19 protein-coding genes are annotated in these 18,531 nt (G+C 67.2%); 8 read left to right on the forward strand and 11 right to left on the reverse strand.

All coding sequences use genetic code 11. From position 1 onward, the window contains the following. The first annotated feature begins 15 nt into the window (after positions 1-15). The gene (locus HF877_RS14200) at positions 16-2,064 is read left to right on the forward strand and encodes a primosomal protein N' (RefSeq protein ID WP_169621821.1); all 2,049 of its coding nucleotides are present in this window, start codon (positions 16-18) and stop codon (positions 2,062-2,064) included. Between the two features lie 11 nt (positions 2,065-2,075). Here HF877_RS14200 and HF877_RS14205 read toward each other — a convergent pair whose 3' ends face one another. Next, positions 2,076-2,363, reverse strand: a complete 288-nt coding sequence (locus HF877_RS14205; RefSeq protein WP_169621823.1) for an antibiotic biosynthesis monooxygenase family protein — start codon at positions 2,361-2,363, stop codon at positions 2,076-2,078. 219 nt (positions 2,364-2,582) lie between these two features. Between HF877_RS14205 and HF877_RS14210 the strand changes: the two genes are divergently transcribed. Together HF877_RS14210 and HF877_RS14215 are read left to right on the forward strand one after the other, a co-directional pair. Further along, complete coding sequence (locus HF877_RS14210) at positions 2,583-3,314, forward strand: hypothetical protein (RefSeq protein WP_346765164.1); 732 nt, start codon at positions 2,583-2,585, stop codon at positions 3,312-3,314. 323 nt (positions 3,315-3,637) lie between these two features. Then, entirely contained in the window at positions 3,638-4,624 is a 987-nt protein-coding gene (locus HF877_RS14215; protein ID WP_169621825.1) for an alpha/beta fold hydrolase, read from the forward strand. A 38-nt stretch (positions 4,625-4,662) separates the two neighbouring features. Here the strand turns inward: HF877_RS14215 and HF877_RS14220 are convergent, their stop codons facing one another. Then, the gene (locus tag HF877_RS14220) at positions 4,663-5,697 is read right to left on the reverse strand and encodes a DUF2804 domain-containing protein (protein ID WP_169621826.1); all 1,035 of its coding nucleotides are present in this window, start codon (positions 5,695-5,697) and stop codon (positions 4,663-4,665) included. 167 nt (positions 5,698-5,864) lie between these two features. On the opposite strand from HF877_RS14220, the gene fmt reads away from it, so the two are divergent. From fmt to crcB, 5 genes are all read left to right on the forward strand, one after another. After that, on the forward strand, positions 5,865-6,788 hold the full coding sequence (gene fmt / locus HF877_RS14225; protein WP_169621827.1) for a methionyl-tRNA formyltransferase: 924 nt from the start codon (positions 5,865-5,867) through the stop codon (positions 6,786-6,788). Next, a complete protein-coding gene (locus HF877_RS14230) occupies positions 6,785-8,230 on the forward strand; it encodes a transcription antitermination factor NusB (protein WP_169621828.1) in 1,446 nt (481 codons plus the stop codon). Before fmt ends, HF877_RS14230 begins: the two co-directional genes overlap by 4 nt. Positions 8,231-8,307: 77 nt before the next feature. Next, the gene (locus tag HF877_RS14235) at positions 8,308-9,237 is read left to right on the forward strand and encodes a 1-phosphofructokinase family hexose kinase (RefSeq protein WP_169621830.1); all 930 of its coding nucleotides are present in this window, start codon (positions 8,308-8,310) and stop codon (positions 9,235-9,237) included. 93 nt (positions 9,238-9,330) lie between these two features. Then, a complete protein-coding gene (locus HF877_RS14240) occupies positions 9,331-9,780 on the forward strand; it encodes a CrcB family protein (protein WP_169621831.1) in 450 nt (149 codons plus the stop codon). Next, the gene (crcB, locus tag HF877_RS14245) at positions 9,777-10,154 is read left to right on the forward strand and encodes a fluoride efflux transporter CrcB (protein ID WP_169621833.1); all 378 of its coding nucleotides are present in this window, start codon (positions 9,777-9,779) and stop codon (positions 10,152-10,154) included. Before HF877_RS14240 ends, crcB begins: the two co-directional genes overlap by 4 nt. Before the next feature lie 42 nt (positions 10,155-10,196). Here the strand turns inward: crcB and glpX are convergent, their stop codons facing one another. The 9 genes from glpX to HF877_RS14290 form a co-directional block, all read right to left on the reverse strand. After that, on the reverse strand, positions 10,197-11,207 hold the full coding sequence (gene glpX / locus HF877_RS14250) for a class II fructose-bisphosphatase (protein ID WP_169621835.1): 1,011 nt from the start codon (positions 11,205-11,207) through the stop codon (positions 10,197-10,199). Between the two features lie 44 nt (positions 11,208-11,251). Continuing rightward, entirely contained in the window at positions 11,252-12,175 is a 924-nt protein-coding gene (locus HF877_RS14255) for an urea transporter (protein WP_169621836.1), read from the reverse strand. 52 nt (positions 12,176-12,227) lie between these two features. Then, entirely contained in the window at positions 12,228-13,214 is a 987-nt protein-coding gene (locus tag HF877_RS14260) for an urease accessory protein UreD (RefSeq protein WP_206037113.1), read from the reverse strand. 74 nt (positions 13,215-13,288) lie between these two features. Further along, positions 13,289-13,921: an urease accessory protein UreG gene (ureG, locus tag HF877_RS14265; protein WP_169621839.1), complete on the reverse strand. Its 633-nt coding sequence runs from the start codon at positions 13,919-13,921 to the stop codon at positions 13,289-13,291. A gap of 66 nt (positions 13,922-13,987) precedes the next feature. Continuing rightward, positions 13,988-14,680, reverse strand: a complete 693-nt coding sequence (locus tag HF877_RS14270; RefSeq protein ID WP_346765165.1) for an urease accessory UreF family protein — start codon at positions 14,678-14,680, stop codon at positions 13,988-13,990. Positions 14,681-14,689: 9 nt separating this feature from the next. After that, complete coding sequence (ureC, locus tag HF877_RS14275; RefSeq protein WP_169621841.1) at positions 14,690-16,414, reverse strand: urease subunit alpha; 1,725 nt, start codon at positions 16,412-16,414, stop codon at positions 14,690-14,692. Further along, positions 16,414-16,839, reverse strand: a complete 426-nt coding sequence (gene ureB, locus HF877_RS14280; protein ID WP_169621843.1) for an urease subunit beta — start codon at positions 16,837-16,839, stop codon at positions 16,414-16,416. Before ureB ends, ureC begins: the two co-directional genes overlap by 1 nt. 61 nt (positions 16,840-16,900) lie before the next feature. Continuing rightward, positions 16,901-17,803, reverse strand: a complete 903-nt coding sequence (locus HF877_RS14285) for a hypothetical protein (protein WP_169621844.1) — start codon at positions 17,801-17,803, stop codon at positions 16,901-16,903. Position 17,804: 1 nt separating this feature from the next. Continuing rightward, positions 17,805-18,110, reverse strand: a complete 306-nt coding sequence (locus HF877_RS14290; protein WP_169621845.1) for an urease subunit gamma — start codon at positions 18,108-18,110, stop codon at positions 17,805-17,807. Positions 18,111-18,531: the final 421 nt, after the last annotated feature.

Consider the following 18,531-nt stretch of genomic DNA (forward strand, 5'->3'; position numbering starts at 1 on the left):
CACGGTCGCACCCGGGTGGCTGCCGCCACACGCGCTGCCGACAAGCGCGCTGCCGACACACGCGCTGCCGAGGTCGACCCGGTAGGGCGCGTTCTGCCGCTGCTCTCCGTGCCGCACCTGGACCGGGAGTTCGACTACCTCATCCCGCACCACCTCGACGCGGACGCCCGGCCGGGCGTCCGCGTCCGAGTGCGTTTCGCGGGCCGGCTCGTCGACGGGTTTCTGCTCTCCCGCACCGCGACGAGCGAACACCCGGGCAAACTCGGGGCGCTCGACCGCGTCGTGTCGGCCGAACCTGTTCTCACGCCCGAGATCGCTGCGCTCGCCGACGAAGTGGCGACCCGCTATGCCGGTACCCGCGCCGACGTACTCCGGCTCGCCGTACCACCGCGTCACGCCCGGGTGGAAGCGGAAGAACCGCGACCGGTCGATCCGCCGGCGGTCCCGGCGTTCGATCGTGGTCCCTGGGCGCGTTACCGGCACGGTGAGAACTTCCTCGAAGCTCTCTCGTCGGGTCGCGCACCTCGGGCGGCGTGGCAGGCACTTCCCGGGGAAGACTGGCCGACCCGCCTCGCGGAACTCGCGGCGCTCACGGCGGCGGCCGGTCGTGCGGCGGTGCTGGTGGTTCCGGACCAGCGCGACCTCGACCGTGTGCTCGCCGCCTGCGTGCACGTCGCCGGCGCAGAACACGTGGTAGGACTGACCGCGGGTCTCGGTCCGGCCGAACGGTATCGCCGATGGCTGGCGGCTCTGCGCGGCTCGGCCCGGATCGTGGTGGGCACCCGCGCCGCGGTGTTCGCACCCACACCCGACCTCGGGCTCCTCGTCGTCTGGGACGACGGTGACGACCTGCATTCCGAGCCCCGGTCGCCGTACCCGCACACCCGGGAAGTCGCCGCGCTGCGGGCGCACGCCGTGGGCGCGGCCGTCGTCATTGCCGGGCACGCGCGGACCGCCGAGACGCAGGCGCTCGTCGACTCGGGCTGGGCACACGACCTGCTCGCCCCGCGCGAGGTGCTCCGGGCGTGGGCGCCGAAGATCACCGCGCTCGCCGACAGCGATCAGGCGATCGAGCGTGACCCCGCTGCGCGCGCCGCCAGATTGCCGGCGATCGCGTTCGCGGCGGCGCGGGCAGCACTCGGATCGGGACATCCGGTGCTCGTGCAGGTCCCGCGCCGCGGGTACGTGCCGGCCCTCGCCTGCGGTAAGTGCCGCGCCCCGGCGCGGTGCCGACGGTGCAACGGCCCGTTGGCGCTGCCGGCGGCGGCGGGGCCGGACGGTGCCGCGATACCGGCGTGCAAGTGGTGCGGGGTCGCCGACGCCACCCACCGGTGTCATGCCTGTGGTGCGCGTTCGCTGCGGGCCGTCGTCGTCGGTGCCGGCCGCACCGCCGAAGAACTCGGGCGCGCGTTTCCCGGGGTACCGGTGATCACGTCGGGCGGCGGCGAGGTCAAAGCCACCGCGCCGGGAGGTGCCGCACTGGTGGTGTCGACGGTCGGCGCGGAACCCGTCGCCGACGGGGGATACGGTGCCGCGCTGTTGCTGGACGGGTGGGCGCTGCTCGGGCGTGCCGACCTCAGAGCCGCCGAGGAGGCGATGCGGCGGTGGCTGGCGGCGTCGGCGCTGGTGCGGCCGTTCGCGGACGGTGGGCAGGTGGTGGTGGTCGCCGACTCCGGGATTCCGACCGTGCAGGCACTGGTGCGGTGGGATCCGGTAGGTCACGCCAGGCAGGAGGTCGCCGAACGCACCGAAGTCGGCTTCCCTCCCGCCGTGCACATGGCTGCGCTCGACGGTGGCTCCGCCGCAGTCGCGGAGCTTCTCGAGGCGACCCGTCTGCCCGACGGAGCCGAAGTGCTCGGACCCGTTCCGCTGCCTCCGGGACAGCGACTGCCGTTCGGCTCGGACGGCCCGGAACCCGAGGAGGTGCACCGCATGATCGTGCGGGTCGCCCGGCATCGGGGCCGGGACCTGGGCGCCGCGCTGCGGGAAGCGCAGGCGACCCGGACCGCGCGCCGTGCGGACGGCCCTTTACGTGTTCAAGTGGACCCGCCGCGTATCGGTTGATCCCGCCACGGTCAGGTGAGCGAGCGAACCTCGGCCACAGCGTATTCCGCGACCGATGCGGACACGACGGATGCGGCTGCGTCGCTGTCGGGTCCGGATCCACGGAAGCGCTCGACGGCGGAGGGGGAGTCCCACCGCTCGAACACCACGACGCGAGACGGATCGATCAGGTCTGCGGTGACAGAGAATTCGAGGCACCCGGGGGCGAGGCGCGCCTGTTCCACGACATCGGCGCATCCCGCGAGGTAGCTCCCGCGTGCGCTCGGGTCGACGACGATATGTCCAGCGACGATGATCATGTTTCTCCTCGTGGTCGGGCCTCTCACACGGTGTGACCGGCGCAACAGCGAGAACTCATCGCTGTCACCGCACACGAACGGTGCCGGGCAACTACGATCGCTTGCCATGCGCCCTTTTGCTCAGGCCTCACCGTCGCCGCCCTGACCGCACTCGCTGTTTCCGGCAGCGGGATCGCCGCCGCGGCACCGGCACCCGTTCTCGACGACAACGGGGCGATCGTGGCGCCGAGCAGCACGCAGATCTCGTTTGCGCATTCGCCGACCGGGTTCCGCGCGGGCACCGCCAACGAACACGAATCCCGTGCCGGGGTCTCGATCGTCAAGTTGTATCTGGCCGAGTACGTCTTCCGGTACGGCGACGCCGCCGACCATGCCGACGCCACGGAGATGATCCGCGCGTCGAACGACGCGATCGCCAACCGGCTTCATGCGAAGTACCCCCAGGCGATCTCGACGACGGTAGAAGAGTTCGGGCTCACCGATACCTACGTGCCCGGTTACTGGGGCAACGGAACCACGTCGACTCACGACATGGTCACCTATCTCGAAACGAAGAAGCGCACCGATCCGAATTCGCCGGTACTCGCCGCCATGGCATCGGCATACGGGACGGCCGCCGACGGGTACGCGCAGAACTACGGCACCGCGCTGCTGGCGGGTGTCATCGGAACGAAGTGGGGATGGAGCGACGATCGCTCGTTCAATGCCTCGGCATCGTTCGGGCCGGACTTCTCGGTGGGCGCCTCGACATACGGGTCGGCCGCGCAGCTTTCGGAGCACGTCCTGGGCGCGTTCACCGACGGCGGGCCTGCCGCACCGGAGTCCGGTTACCGCCTTACCGAGTGCGCGGCGGCACGCTGGCTCGCGGACGACCCGGTCCTCGCCGTACCCGCCCAGCAACTGCTCGACGGGCTTCCTCCCGCTGTGGCAGAGGCCTTCTGCGAAGGCTGAGGCTCTCGTAGGTCGCAGCACGCCGGTAGTTACCCGATCCGGTAGTTACAGGAGCCCGGTGGTTACCGGCACCCGGTGGTGCCGACAGCCCAATAGTTACAGCAGCTTTCCGGCCTCTCCCGTCGACTTCTCGTCGACGGGAGGGGCCGGTTCTGTTGTGCTCGTTCGCTCGTGTTCCGGCTCGGGAAACTGTCCCTCGTTCAAGTGACAGCGCGATGATCATCGGTGGGCTTAGTATCTTTAACAGATACAGTTGCAGTCGTTTGTGATCGAACCCTTGTTTCGATGACGTGGCACGACCGCGTTGCGACAGGAGGCGCCACATGGTGGTCCGACGAGTGTGGTCGGCCGGGCTCGCGGCTCTGTGCGTTGCCGCGTTCACGGCGGGAGTGGCGGGTGCGCAACCGCTCGTCGGGGTGACGGGGTCCTCATCCTCTGTGCCCGTGGTGCCGGGGCCGCCGGCGGTAACCCACGCGGAGGCTGCCGAATACGCGGAGAACAATCCCGGCGCGGTGCCGCCGCAGACGAACGACTTCTCGTGTGTGCTCTCGCCGGAGAACCCCCGGCCGGTGGTGCTTGCGCACGGGACCGACTCCAACAGCTACTCCGACTTCGCCGCACTCACACCCCTTCTCGCTGCATCCGGGCGGTGCGTCTTCGCGGTGAACTACGGTTTGGCGGCCGGGGCCGAGTCGTACGGCACGGGTGAGATCCGGGTGTCCGCAGCACAATTCGGCGAGTTCGTGGAGCGGGTCCGGGCCGAGACCGGAGCTACCGAAGTCGACGTCGTCGGGTATTCGCAAGGCGCGGTCGTCACCCGCTATTACATCAACAAACTCGGAGGCGCCCACGTGGTCGACCGCTGGGTCGGGGTGGCGTCTCCCAGCTACGGCGGCACCTTCTACGGTCTCGCGACCGCGATCGCCGCGTTACCCGGCGCAACCGACTTCCTCGAGGGCGAATTCTCGGTGGCGCTTGCGGAGCAACTCCAAGGTTCGGTACTGCTCACCGAATTGAACGCGCCGAGCGACACCGTTCCCGGCGTGCAGTACACCACCATCGGAACCCGATTCGACGAAGTGATCCAACCCGCCGACAACGTTGCGTTGCGCGGAGAAGGTGCGGTCAATCTCGTCGTCCAGGATCTGTGTCCACAGAATCGGACCGGCCACTTCAACATGGTCTACGACGAATTCACGTTGCAACTGATCCGGCATGCCCTCGATCCCGATCGAGTCGCACTGGGCACGTGCACCCGGGTTGCGCTGGGAACCGGAATCCCGGAGGTCGTCCGCCAGGCCAACTTCTGAGCGCACCGGTCACCGCGGAAACGGTCGGCATCGACCGGTCACCAGCGGTTGCGCACCTTTTCCGCGAAACCGAGGAGGTTCTCGATCTCGAGCCGGCTACCGTCGTCGAGGACGACGAAGCCGGTGTAGCGGCCGAACACCTGATGCTGGGTCGAACGGAGAACGAGAGCGTTCACGTCCGCGGCCCGATCGTGAATCGGCACGAACTCCATCTCGAAACGGTGGTCGTTGCTGGTGAATCGCCACGGCGCACCGTCGTACGTGCCGACCGGCAGGTGGAACTGCACGCGGTCGAGTTTGTGGGCCACACCGTCATGGAAGACCACGTTCTCGCTCGCCGCGCCGGTGTCCCCGAACCCGTAGCCGATGTTGAAGCCGAAGGGCAGTCCGTCGTGCAGGCCGGACACCGAACCCCAGTACCAGGTGTTGTCGTAGGTCCAGACTCCCCGGCCCCAGTCGAATACGCCGAACGCTGTCGCGGGGTCGAACAGGTGCTCGCGGCCGTCGACCGTCACGCTGCCCCGGGCGGGCAGGCAGTTGATCTTCTGGTTGTAGTAGAAGGCCTTCGGGCTGGACGGGAACGGGGTGGCGATCACCATCCGGTCCATCGGCGGCTGAGTCAGCACCAGCTCACCCGACAGCCCGCGGCCTCCGCCGAACCCGGGATGGTCGACGATCAGCCGTCGTGCCTGTCCCTCGTTCCGATACTCGATGTGCACGTCGCCGCGGCGAACCACCACATCGCCCGAGTCGGCGCTCGCCGGCAAGCCCAGACGGCCGCGCGGAAAGGGGATCATCGTGTTCTCCGTGACGTCTGCCGGCCCGGCGAGGTCGAGCCAACTGACGCCGAGCAGACCCATGTAGCCATTGTCGGCCACGGTCAGAGCGATGCCGTAGGGGCCGGAATCGCCGTCGGACAGGACGCAGTAGTAGTCCCATTCCTTGACGCGCAGACCGGACGCCGCGACCTTCCGGCGGTCGTACCGACGTTCCTCGCTCGCGCTCCATCCGGTCTCGATGAGCGTTCCGCCGTCGTCGAGGAGAGGGCCGGTGGTGAGGTGTCGTTGCTGCATACCCGGCGAGACTACTGGGCCGTGGTGGCGACACCGTGTCGGTGTGGGCGACCGACTCCCTAGAATGGGGGAGCCATCGTCGCCGAACCCTGGAGCAGTATTCGTGACACACCCGCCGGTTAGCTTCCGCATCGCAGTGCGCCCACCCGCACCGGCGGTGCTCTGACATGCGGGTGGTGTTCGCAGGTACTCCCGGCCCCGCAGTGCCGGCACTGCGGCGGCTCATCGCCTCGCCCCGCCACGAGGTCGTCGCGGTCGTGACGCGGCCCGACACCACCGCCGGTCGCGGCCGGAAGGCGGTCCGATCCGAAGTGGGGCAGGTCGCCGACGAGCACGGTATCGAGGTGCTTGCTCCGCAGGCACCTCGCGACCCCGAATTCATCGCCCGTCTCACCGAACTCCAGCCCGATTGCTGCCCCGTCGTCGCATACGGAGCGTTGATCCCGCCCGCCGTGCTGGAGATCCCCCGGTACGGCTGGGTGAACCTGCACTTCTCTCTGCTCCCCGCATGGCGCGGAGCAGCACCGGTGCAAGCCGCGATCGCCGCGGGTGACGAGATCACCGGAGCCAGCACGTTCCGGCTCGAAGCCGGTCTCGACACGGGCCCGGTGTACGGCGTGGTGACCGAGATGATCCGGCCCACCGACACCGCCGGTGATCTGCTGGGTCGTCTCGCGGAGGCCGGTGCAACGCTGCTCGAATCGACGCTCGACGGTCTCGAGGACGGCATCCTCGTTCCCGCGCCGCAACCCGCCGAGGGTGTTTCCCACGCCCCGAAGGTCACCGTGGACGCCGCACGGGTCGACTGGACGCGGCCTGCGCACGTGGTCGACCGCCACGTCCGCGCGGTCACCCCGGCGCCGGGCGCGTGGACCATGATCGGCGACCTGCGAGTCAAGCTCGGGCCGGTGACCCCTGTCGACGAGACGCTCGACCCCGGCGAACTCGCGGTCCTCAAGAACGGTCTGCTCGTCGGGACAGGGTCCACCGCGGTGCGGCTCGGCACCGTTCAGCCCCCCGGCAAGAAACCGATGGCAGCAGCAGATTGGGCGCGCGGCGCCCGACTCGACTCGAAAGTACGTGCGCAATGAGTGAAGCTCGCAAACCGGCCCGGCGTTCAGGGCAGAAGCCGGGCGGACATACCGGGCGCAACACCGCCCCACGGCAGACTCGCCGTCCCACCCAGTCGGCGGTGGATCCGGCTCGCACCGCGGCGCGGGACGTACTGCGCGCGGTCCGCGAGCGCGATGCCTACGCCAATCTGGTGCTGCCGGCCCTCCTTCGCGAACGCAAACTGGACTCTCGTGACGCGGCGCTGGCCACCGAACTCACCTACGGGGCGGCACGCGCGCAGGGACTGCTCGACGCCGTCATCGCCGATGCCGCCAACCGTTCCGTCGACGAGATCGACGGCGCGTTGCTCGACGTGCTGCGGCTGGGCACCTATCAGTTGTTACGGACCAGGGTCGCCCCGCACGCCGCCGTGGCGACCAGCGTCGACCTCGTCCGCACCGAATTCGGTTCGGGCCGAGCAGGATTCGTCAATGCCGTGCTGAGGCGAGTGGGGGAACGAACCGAGGACGAGTGGATCGACCTGCTCGCACCCGACCCCGAGCGCGACCCGGTGGGGCACCTGGCGTTCCGCTACGCGCACCCGCTGTGGATCGCCCAGGCATTCGTGCATTCCCTCGGTGCCGACGCAGGGGAACTCGCCGACGTGCTCGCGGCCGACGACGCCCGTCCGATCGTGCATCTTGTCGCCCGGCCCGGTGTGATCACCGCTGAGGAGCTTGCACTCGTGACCGGCGGCGAGATCGGTCCGTGGTCGCCGTACGCGGTGCACATCGAACACGGCGATCCCGGTCGGCTCGAGCCGGTCCGCGAGGGCATGGCCGCGGTGCAGGACGAAGGCAGCCAGCTCGTCGCGCGAGCGCTCACGCTGGCTCCGCTGCTCGGCGAGGACACGGGGCGCTGGCTCGATCTGTGCGCCGGACCCGGTGGCAAGGCGGCACTGCTCGGCGCTCTCGCCGCGCTGGACGGATTCTCGGTGGATGCGGTCGAACCCGTCGAGCACCGTGCCGACCTGGTCCGCAAGACCGCGCGTGATCTCCCGGTGGTCGTGCATGTCGCGGACGGCCGCGACTCGGGTCTCGAGCCCGGGTACGACCGGATCCTGGTCGATGCACCCTGCACCGGACTCGGGTCGCTGCGCCGCCGGCCCGAGTCGCGCTGGCGCCGTAGGCCCGAAGATGTGGCCGACCTCGTCAAACTGCAGAAAGAGCTTCTCGGCGCGGCGATCGGTCTGCTGCGTCCCGGTGGCGTGGTGTTGTATTCCACCTGCTCGCCGCACGTCTCGGAGACCGTCGGGGTGGTGTCCGACGCGGTCCGCCGGTACGGGGTCGAACAACTCGACACGAGGGAACTCCTCCCGGGTGTGCCGAAACTCGGTGACGGACCGGGTGTGCAGTTGTGGACGCACCGGCACGGCACGGACGCGATGTTCATGGCGGCTCTGCGCAAACCGCGCGACTGAGACATCCCGACGGGACAACACGTACGAGGACTCTGCCGGACCCGTCGGGTGTCCTGTCGCACGGCTAGGGTTTCGGTATGCCCGATATCGTCACGCTGACCATGAATCCGGCCCTCGATGTCACCACCTTCGCCGAGGAAGTCGTACCCACCCGCAAGCTCCGGTGCGAGGAGCCGTTCTACGACGCGGGGGGTGGAGGCATCAACGTCGCCAAGGTCGCGCGTGTGCTCGGTGCGTCGGCGGGAGCGGTGTTCCCGGTAGGTGGCGCACGGGGCCGGCAGATGAGCGGGCTGCTCGACGACGACCACGTCGACGCGTATGTCGTGCCCATCGTCGACGACACCCGCGAATGCTTCACCGCGATCGACCGCAAGACCGGGCTCGAATACCGGTTCGTCACACCGGGGCCGGACCTGACTCGCGACGAACAGGAGCGTTGCCTGGCGGTGCTCACCGAAGCAGCCCGGGGCGCACAGTATCTCGTGGCCAGCGGCAGCTTCCCGCCCGGCGTCTCCGGGGCGTTCGTCCACCGGGTCGCGGAAGTCGCCCACGCCGCCGGGGCGCGCTTCGTGCTCGACTCGTCGGGAGAGGCTCTGGCGAGCATCGAGTCCGGGGTGTTCCTCGTCAAGCCGTCGCTGGGCGAACTGTGCGAGTGGGTCGGCCGTGACCTGCCCGGCACGGACGACCGGATCGAGGCCTCGCGCGAACTGGTCGAGCGCGGGGTCGCAGAGATTGTGGTGGTGTCGCTGGGCCCCGACGGCGCGATCATGGTCACCGCCGACGACGCCGTCGAGGTGCCCGCGCTGGAGGTGGAGGTACGGAGCGCCGTGGGTGCCGGTGACAGCATGGTCGCCGGACTCGTCGTCGGACTACTGCAGGAACGCACGCTGCGCGACGCGCTGGCGCTGGGTGTCGCGTGCGGCACCGCAGCGCTGTTGACCGCCGGAAGCCGCGTATGCCGTCGTGAGGACATCGATCGGTTCGACGCGGTCGCCCGGAGCACGTAGGCAAAGCGCCGTGGTACCCGGCTCGCTCGGTTAGCATGGGAGGATGGATCCTCGGCCGAAGTCCTCGCGCACCCGACATGCGGGAGAGCGGGAATGAGTAACGGGCGGCCCGCCTATCTGCAATGGGCCTCGATCGGACTGGTAGCGATCGGAGGCCTGTTCGGGGCCGGCAGCCGCGAAGGCGTTTCGCTGGCTATCCCGAAACTCGGCGAAGTCCCGATCGCGATCGCCGTCGTGAACATCGTCGGTGCATTTCTCCTCGGCTATCTGTACGAAGCCGTCACCCGGATCGACAGCGCGAAGCCCACGGGGAAGAATCTGAAGCTCCTTCTGGGAACCGGATTCTGCGGCGGTTTCACCACTTACAGTTCGCTTGCGACCGACACGGCGGTGCTCTTCCGGGACGGATACATCTGGAAGGGCGTGGTGTACGTGGTCGGGACACTGATCGTCGGTGCGTGCGCCACCTGGGCGGGAATTGCGGTTGCCAGTAGCGTCAACGCGCGCATGACGCCGCCCGCCGGGGGAGGGATGACATCGTGACGCCGCTCATCTTCATCACGCTGAGTATCGCGGGTGGGGTCGGAGCAGTCGTGCGCTTCGTCCTGGACGGTTTCATCCGTGCACACATGAAGACGAAGTTCGCGTGGGCGACGACCATCATCAACGTGTCGGGATCGCTCGTCCTGGGATTCCTCACGGGACTCACGGTCGAGCATCTCGTCTCCACCGACGCCAGCTATGTCATCGGAACCGGATTCCTCGGTGGATACACCACATTCAGTACGGCGAGTTACGAGACGGTGCAACTGATCAAGGAGCGCCGATACGGGGATTCGTTCATCAGCGGTGTGGTGATGCTGGTGCTGGCCCTCGCCGCCGCAGGAATCGGGTTGTGGATCGGCACGTCGATCTGAATCCGAGTTCGCCGGGGGAGCGCCCCGGTCCGTTGCTCCGGTTCACGTCCGTGCGGCCTCGCTGTGGGGACCGGGAAAATCCAGTCGGTGCTCGGCCTCGATGATCCGGACGGTGCCGGACTTGCTGCGCATCACGATCGATTGAGTGCCCGCGCGGTTTCCGCCGAAGTACCGCACTCCACGCAACAGCGGCCCGTCGGTGACTCCCGTGGCGGCGAAGAACACGTTCGCGCCGCCGACCAGGTCCGTCGTGTGGAGGACCCGATCGGTATCGTGCCCCGCGGCCTGAACCTGCCCGCGTTCGCCGGCGTCCCGGGGAGTCAGTTGCGCTTGAATCGTTCCTCCCAGGCACCGCACCGCCGCTGCCGCGAGGATGCCTTCCGGTGTGCCGCCTATGCCCATCGCCATATCGATACCGGAGGTGGGACGCGCAGCGGCAATGGCCGCGGAGACGTCCCCGTCCGGCAGCAACCGCACCCGCGCGCCGGCCCGGCGGATCCGGTCGACCAGTTCGGTGTGACGCGGCCGGTCGAGCACGGCCACGGTCAGGTCCGCGACCGACGTGCCGAGCGCGGCGGCGACGCGCGAGATGTTCTCGGAGACCGGAGCGGTGATGTCCACGGCGTCTGCCGCGTCCGGGCCCACGGCGATCTTGTTCATGTAGAACACCGACGAGGGGTCGAACATGGCCCCGCGCTCGGCTACCGCCACGACGCTCAGCGAATTCGGCGCGCCGGCGGCCATCAGGGTGGTGCCCTCGACCGGGTCGACCGCGAAATCGCACTCCGGTCCCGTGCCGTCGCCGACCAACTCGCCGTTGAACAGCATCGGTGCTTCGTCCTTCTCGCCTTCGCCGATCACGACGACGCCCCTCATGGTCACGGTCGACAACATGACGCGCATCGCGTCGACCGCCGCACCGTCCCCGCCTTCTTTGTCGCCGCGTCCGACCCACCGGCCGGATGCCAGTGCGCCGGCTTCCGTCACACGGACAAGTTCCAAGGCGAGATTGCGGTCCGGGAACAGGGGTCCCGCTTCTCCGGTGGCGCTCATGTCGTGGATGCTCCTCCGAACGCGGTTCGTTGCGCGTGCTGTCGTCAGGGACGCTCGGCAGAGGGAATGTAGTGCGCGATCACCAGGAACACCCACGTGGTGAGAATGTACGGCCACGTGTAGGTGGGAACCCCGAGGTCGTGCATCCACAGGGTGACGACTGCGGTGACGACGGTGCCGATCAGCGCGAGGACCCAGGAGACAACACTCTCCTTCAAGAAGGTCACCGAGAGCGCGATCGCGGTGAGCACACCGGAATACCCGCTCAGACCGTTTCCTGTCTCGGTGAGGCTCTCGCCCAGTGCGAGGGCACACAGCGTGCCGACGACACTACCGAGCAAACCCGCCAGACCGACCTTCCAATTCGCAATGAACAGGCCGATGAGGATGAGGGCACCGGCCCAGACATTGTCGACCAGAACCACTTCCGAGACGTTGGTCAGCAACGACCGGAAGAACGCCACCGTGGTCGAGTCGATGGTCATCGACGACGATTCGACCCACCAGCGTTCGAAACCGAAATGGATGATCGTCGCCACGATGCAGAACGGTGCCGTCGTCGACGGGAGTCCGTAGATCTTCAGCGGTGTCCGCATGAACAGTGCATTGACCAGCCACGTGACCGGTGCGGCGAGCGCCCCGCCGACGAGTGCGATGGGGTACGAGAACCACTGGCTGCCGAGGGTGGCAAAGGTCGCAGCGCCGACCAGGGCCCCGGAGAAACCTTGCATACCGAAGATCAGGTCGGACGCTTTCGTGCGGATGACCCACCCGGTAAAGGTTTGTGCCACACACGCGATCGCCACCAGCACTGCCATCTGCCAGCTGGCGACGACGAAGGCCACCATGATGAGCAGCGAGGTGTAGATGTTCGCCTGGAAATAGATCTGTGACGGACCGTGGCCGAACCCCACCAGCCAGGAGCGCGGTGAGGCCATGGAATCCTGCGGTGCAGTTCCCGTAGTCATGTCCAGCTCCTTCGCCGTGCATCCGGTATGGATCGGTGACCGTCGAGCGCCCCTACATCTTGCGGATCGCCGGAGCGGCGAACCCCGTGAGTGCTTCGTGAGCCGCTCCCGCCGCCGCGTGAGTGGCGCGGGCCACCGTGACAGGATCGTTGGCAACCAAGCGCATCCAGACGCCGGCGTCGTTCGGCAGCGCACTCACACCGAACAAGCCGTCCGGCAGAGTGGCGGCCAGCGCGTCGTGGAGCAGATCCGCGAGCACGGCGACCGGCACCAGCGGAGTGAACACGTACAACATCGCGAGGATGTCGTGGTCGGCCAGGACGCCGAGACTCGGTGCTGCGGCGGAATCGTGATCCTCGCCGGGACACAGCCGGACCCGGTCGAGTGCCACGAGACGACCGCCGGGCCGCCGGACTTCGACGTCGGACGCGTAGACCTCGTACCTGTGGCGCTCGTCGCGGGCGAGCCGTCCGGCATACACGGTCTCCCCGAGAAGGAGCGTGGCCGATTCGTCGAGCGTCACCGAGGTGTGCTGGTAGAAGCGCGATCCGGCGAACGGAACCACGGGTTCGGGCAGGTACTCGGTGTACGCACCGGCCCCCACCGAGATGTTCGTGACGGACGACGCGTAGTCGTAGTCCATCCGATACACCCTGGTTTGCGCCTGCGTCGTCACATGTGCCGAGGTGCCTGTCCCGAATGTGAGATCGGTGCGCAACCGGTCCGCCTGGAGAATGCCGCCGCCCGAGGACATCACGTACGTGTACGGAACATCGGGGCGCAACGGATCGAAGTACAGCGGGCGCATGATCTGCAGCGGTGACTTCTGATAGTGCTGCACGAGTTCGGTGCGGTCCCGGTCCTGGTTGTGCTCGAAACCGAGTTGGAGGATACCGACCTTGCCCGGGCTCCCGACCGGGAGAGGCGAGTCACCGCCCGCATACCGGAGTACCTCGGCCGGCACCCGGACGGGCTCGAAGTAGTCCGGCTGGAGCCGATATCCACCGGGGTGCACCGGGCGGACGGGTAATGGGCTCACGGGTGCCAAGCCCCGGGGCGCGTTCGGATCCGCCCCGGGATCGAGGGCCCTGCCCGTCGAGATGTCGGCCGTCATCAGACGAGTTCGGTCCGTGCGCCGTTCCACAACGACAAGATCTGGTCGAGGAGCACGTCCAGGCCTTCGCCGGTGAGCGAGTTGGTGAGGACGACGGGGGCGCCATCGCGTACCCGGATGGCGTCACTCTCCATCACGCCGAGATCCGTCCGGACATACTGTGCGATGTCGATCTTGTTGATCACCAGGATGTCGCTGTCGGTGATGCCCGGACCCCGCTTACGCGGCATCTTCTCGCCTTCCGCCGTGTCGAGGACGAACACGAAGACGTCGGCCAGCGAGGGCGAGAACGTGAGAGTGAGATTGTCCCCACCGGATTCGTAGATCAGCGTGTCGATATCCGGGAATCGCTGCAGCAATTCCTCTCCGACGGCGAGATTCATCGTCGGGTCGTCGCGCACGGCCGTGTGCGGGCACGCGCCGGTCTCGACGCCCACCACCCGTTCGGGGTCGAGCACCCCGTCGAGTTCGCGCCGGACGTGCTGCGCGTCCTCCTGGGTATAGATGTCGTTCGTGATGACACCCGGAGTGCGTCCGGCTGCGATGAGCAGGGGCACAAGCGCTTCGGTCAGTGCCGTCTTCCCCGATCCCACCGGTCCCCCGATACCGATCCTCAATGCGTTGTCACCCATAGTTTTCGTTCCCCTCGGATCTTCACGGGGCCGGCGCTTCGGCCGGCCGCTCTTCGGTATGCGCGGTCAACTGGCGAACAGGCGCGCCTCGGCCCGTTCGTGCTGTGCGGACATGATGTCGGCCATCGGTGCGAAGCCTCCGAGATCGTGCACGTCACGTTCGGCGGCGTCGTGTGCCACCTGCTCGATCACCGGGCCGACGGCGTGCAGAATCACCTGCGCCTGCCGGTGATCGGCCAGCCGGAGGCGCAGCGCGGCGCCCACGAAACTCACCGCGAATGCGGAGAGATCGGAGGCCACCGCGATGCCCGTTCCGACGCCGGTCGCCGAGTAGATGAGAGCGGACACCACCGGCTGGCATCCCGGCGTGGCCCGCGCCTTCACTCGCCGTTGGTACTCGTCCAGCGCGTCGCTGCCGAGCACCACGTCGGCAAGGTCCGCGAGCTGGTGACCGCTGCGTACGGACGCCCGTCGCATCTCGGCATTCAACTTGGACGCGAACAGGCGGTGATCGATTTCCTCGACGAGCTCCCAGTCACCCGCCCCCGCCGCCCGATGTGCGGCGGCGAGGGCTGTCGCGTCCCCGGGCCCGACCGTGTGGACGAGCAACGAACACAACAGGTCCTGCACCTCACCGGGGTCGACGAGGCGGGCCTGACTGTAACCCTCCAGTCCGTGCGACATGGTGTAGAAGCCGCTCGGGAACGCCGAGTCCGAGAACTGCAGACTCGTCAGCAACTGGCGAATATCGGACGTCACCGTGTCACCTCAGGCCAGGAAGAACATCTGCGTGAGCGGGAGGGTCTGCGCAGGATCGATCGCCGCCGGTTTTCCGTCGTACGTGACGTCGTAGGTCTCGGGATCGACTTCGACGACGGGGGTGGCGGTGTTGCGCACCATGTGCTGCTTTCCGATGTTGCGGCACCTCTTCACCGGCAGCACCTGACTCTCCAGCCCCAGCTTTTCGGGCACACCGTTCGCGATCGCCGCCTTCGACATGAACGTGGCTCTCGTGGACTGCAATGCCCTGCCCTGCGCACCGAACATCGGGCGGTAGTACACCGGCTGCGGCGTGGGCAGCGACGCGTTCGGTTCACCCATCAGACCCCAGTTGATCAGGCCGCCTTTGACGATCACCTTGGGCTTGGCGGCGAACGACGTCGTCGGCCACAGCACGATGTCGGCCATCTTCCCTTCTTCGAGCGACCCGATGTAGTCCGAGACGCCCTGGGTGATCGCGGGGTTGATGGTGATTTTCGCCAGGTAGCGCAGCACGCGGAAGTTGTCGTTGTCCGGCGAGTCCTCCGGCAGCTTGCCGCGCTTGTCCTTGCAGTGGTGTGCGATCTGGAACGCACGCATGAAGGACTCGCCGATACGGCCCATGGCCTGTGAATCGGAGGACACCATCGAGATGATGCCTTCGTCGTGGAACACCGTTTCGGCGGAGATCGTCTCGGCACGCACGCGGGAGTCCGCAAATGCGACGTCTTCCGGGATGTCGTGCGACAGGTGGTGGCACACCATCACCATGTCGAGCAGTTCGTCCACCGAATTGGCCGTGTAGGGGAGCGTCGGGTTGGTGGAGGACGGCAGCACGTTCGGGTGACCCGTGACCTTGATGAGGTCGGGTGCGTGTCCGCCGCCGGCGCCCTCGCTGTGGAACGTGTGGATCGTCCGGCCGTCGATCGCATCCAGAGTGTTCTCGACGAAGCCCGACTCGTTGAGGGTGTCGGTGTGTACGGAGATCTGGATGTCGTAGCGGTCGGCGACGTCGAGTGCGTTGCTGATCGCGGCGGGTGTGGCGCCGTAGTCCTCGTGCACCTTCAGACCTGCCGCGCCGGCTTCGATCTGCTCACAGAGCGCCTCCGGCAGGGATCCGTTCCCCTTTCCGAGGAAGCCCATGTTGACCGGCATGGCTTCGGCGGATTCGAGCATCCGGTGGAGGTTCCAGACGCCGGGGGTGGTGGTGACACCGTTGGTGCCGTCCGTCGGTCCGGTGCCGCCACCGAACAAGGTGGTGATTCCGTTCGCCAGGGCCGTCACGCCCTGCTGCGGGGAAATGTAGTGCACGTGGGAGTCGAAGCCGCCCGCCGTCGCGATGCAATGTTCACCGGCGAGGAGTTCGGTACCCGGCCCGACGACGAGTCGGGGATCGACGCCCTTCTGAAGATGCGGGTTGCCGGATTTGCCGACACCGGCGATCTTTCCGTCCCGTACTCCGATATCGCCCTTGAGGACGCCGAGCACCGGATCGAGGATAATCGCGTTGGTGATGACGAGGTCCAGCACTCCCTGGGCATCGGTTCCCTGGGGGTCGGCGCCCATTCCGTCGCGCGCCGTCTTGCCGCCGCCGTAGACGATCTCGTCGCCGTAGTTGCCCTCGTTGAAGTCTTTTTCGATCTCGATGACGAGGTTCGTGTCGGCGAGGGTGACTCGGTCACCCGTCGTGGGTCCGAAGAGGTCCGTGTACTGCTTGCGCGAGATGATTGCCATTACTTTGCGCCCTTCTTCTTCTTCGAGGTGCTCGAGCTCTCTCGCGCCTTGGGTGTGCCGTCCTGGTACTCGAGTTCCTTCATGAGCGCCATGGCACGGATCTTTGTGCCCTCGGAGTCCAGACCGCCGTCGACGAGGTTGTTGAAGCCGATGACGTGGCGGTTGCCGGCGTACGCGACGAGGGTCACCTCACGGGTGTCGCCGGCCTCGACGCGCACCCCCAGCCCGGAAGGCAGATCCAGGTGCATTCCGTAGGCGAGTTCACGATCGAACAGCAGCGCCTTGTTGACCTCGAAGAAATGGAAATGGGACCCGATCTGGATTGCACGATCTCCGGTGTTGCTCACCTGCAGGGTGACGCTGCGCCGCCCCGCGTTGATCTCGATGTCGGCTTCGCTGTGGTCGTATGTGGGCTTGGCTACCATGATGATTCCTTCCTCGCGGAGCGGTTGCGTGTTGCAGCGCGCCGTCGGGTCGATCTGCCGGTCAGTGTGAAGACGCGGTAGCGGGGTGTCGGTGGCTGTGTTCGGTGCCGGGATCGTCGCCGGGACGGCTCCGATCTGCGTGCTCGTGTCCGTGTCCGTGTCCGTGTCCGTGGCCGTGCGCGCTGTCCGGCGAGTCGTCGAAAGCGTGCGAATGGGCGTAGCCGTGGCCGTGGTCCGCCATCAGGCCGGACTCGACTCCGGTACGGCCGTGGGCGAGTTCGTGCACTGCGTCGCGGATGCGCGCATCGATGATGCGGATCGCTGCCTGTTCGCTCATCAACGGTCCGTAGAACTCACAGCCGGTAAACCTGCTGTCGTCCAAAGGAACAGGGGACTCCCGGCGAAAGCCTGCCGGAACGACTACGGCGTGCGGGTTGCCGAGCCGTCGCAGCCGTTGCAGAACGTCGACAAGATCGTCGTCGGTGTGTGTCGTGGCAACCTCCACTACGTTGCCTGCTCCGTGGGTGCGCACGAGGTGCGCGACGCGGTGCAGTTCCGCCTCGTCGAAAGGGTCGGAGGAAGGGGCCTGGATCACCATCGCGGCGTCGGACGAGCGGCTCCGAATACCCGTGGCCGCCAGGCGCAGCCACGAGATCAGATGGTCGGGGCTGCCGAACGGCGCCGCCAGCGCGAGACGTTCCGGCGCGCTCGCTGCCAGCCACCGCACCGTCTTGGCGGTGTCGGCCACCAAGGTCGGATTACGCCCCATCGTCATGGGAACGACCACGATCGGGCCGTCTCCGGACGCCAGATGGCGGGTGAGCAGATTGTGGAGCGGCCGGCCGATCGGGGTGACGAACCACCGGTTGCGAGCCTGTTCGAGGTATCGCACGTCCGCGCCCTCGGCGCTTTCGTGGCCCGCGACCAGAATCGTGGTGGCGTCTTTCCCGGCGGGTTCGGCCACGTCAGTTCCCGATCGGGTCGTGGCAGGAGACCAGCTTGCTCCCATCGACGAACGTCGCTTCGACCTGCAGGAGCGGCAGGCGTTCCCGCACGCCTCCCATGCAGTCCTTCTCCGCGACGATCGTTCTTCCCAGCTCCATCACTTCCGCAACGGAGCGTCCGTCGCGAGCGCCTTCCAGGATCGCCTCGCTGATGAGCGCGGTCGCCTCGCTGGCGTTGAGCTTCGTGCCCCGTTCGCGTCGTCGGCGTGCAAGTTCTGCAACCTGGTACACGTAAAGCTTTTCGATTTCTCGTGGAGTCAAATCCATTTCTGCTCCCGCAATGCCGTAGGTTCCGATTCGATGAGCATCTCCCGGCGACGAGCCGGAGCTCGCTGTCTCGGACGATACGCCGGATCCGCAATGAAGTTCGGCCTTTGGTTTTTTCATCGGACGCGGGCAGCGCCGACGCCGAGACCGATAAGCGCGGCAACATCCGGCGAACCTCCAGATATAGGAACAGCGGTCGTTGTCGTCGTCCGTGAATTGAATATCTATTCATATGTGCAGTCGTTCAGCCTGCATACGTGGCTCCCGACGCTGTAGTGACGTGCGTCTGCTGCTCCGACCCTCCACCGGGGAACGAAAGGCTTCGTGTGCCGGATCCGTGGAAGACTGCATTTCGGCCGATCCGAAGAATGGTCGACTCGGTGGTGCGAATCGGCTGCACAATTTCCGGACGGAACAAAAG

It is taken from the genome of Rhodococcus sp. BL-253-APC-6A1W, assembly GCF_012843405.1.
Lineage (GTDB): Bacteria > Actinomycetota > Actinomycetes > Mycobacteriales > Mycobacteriaceae > Rhodococcus.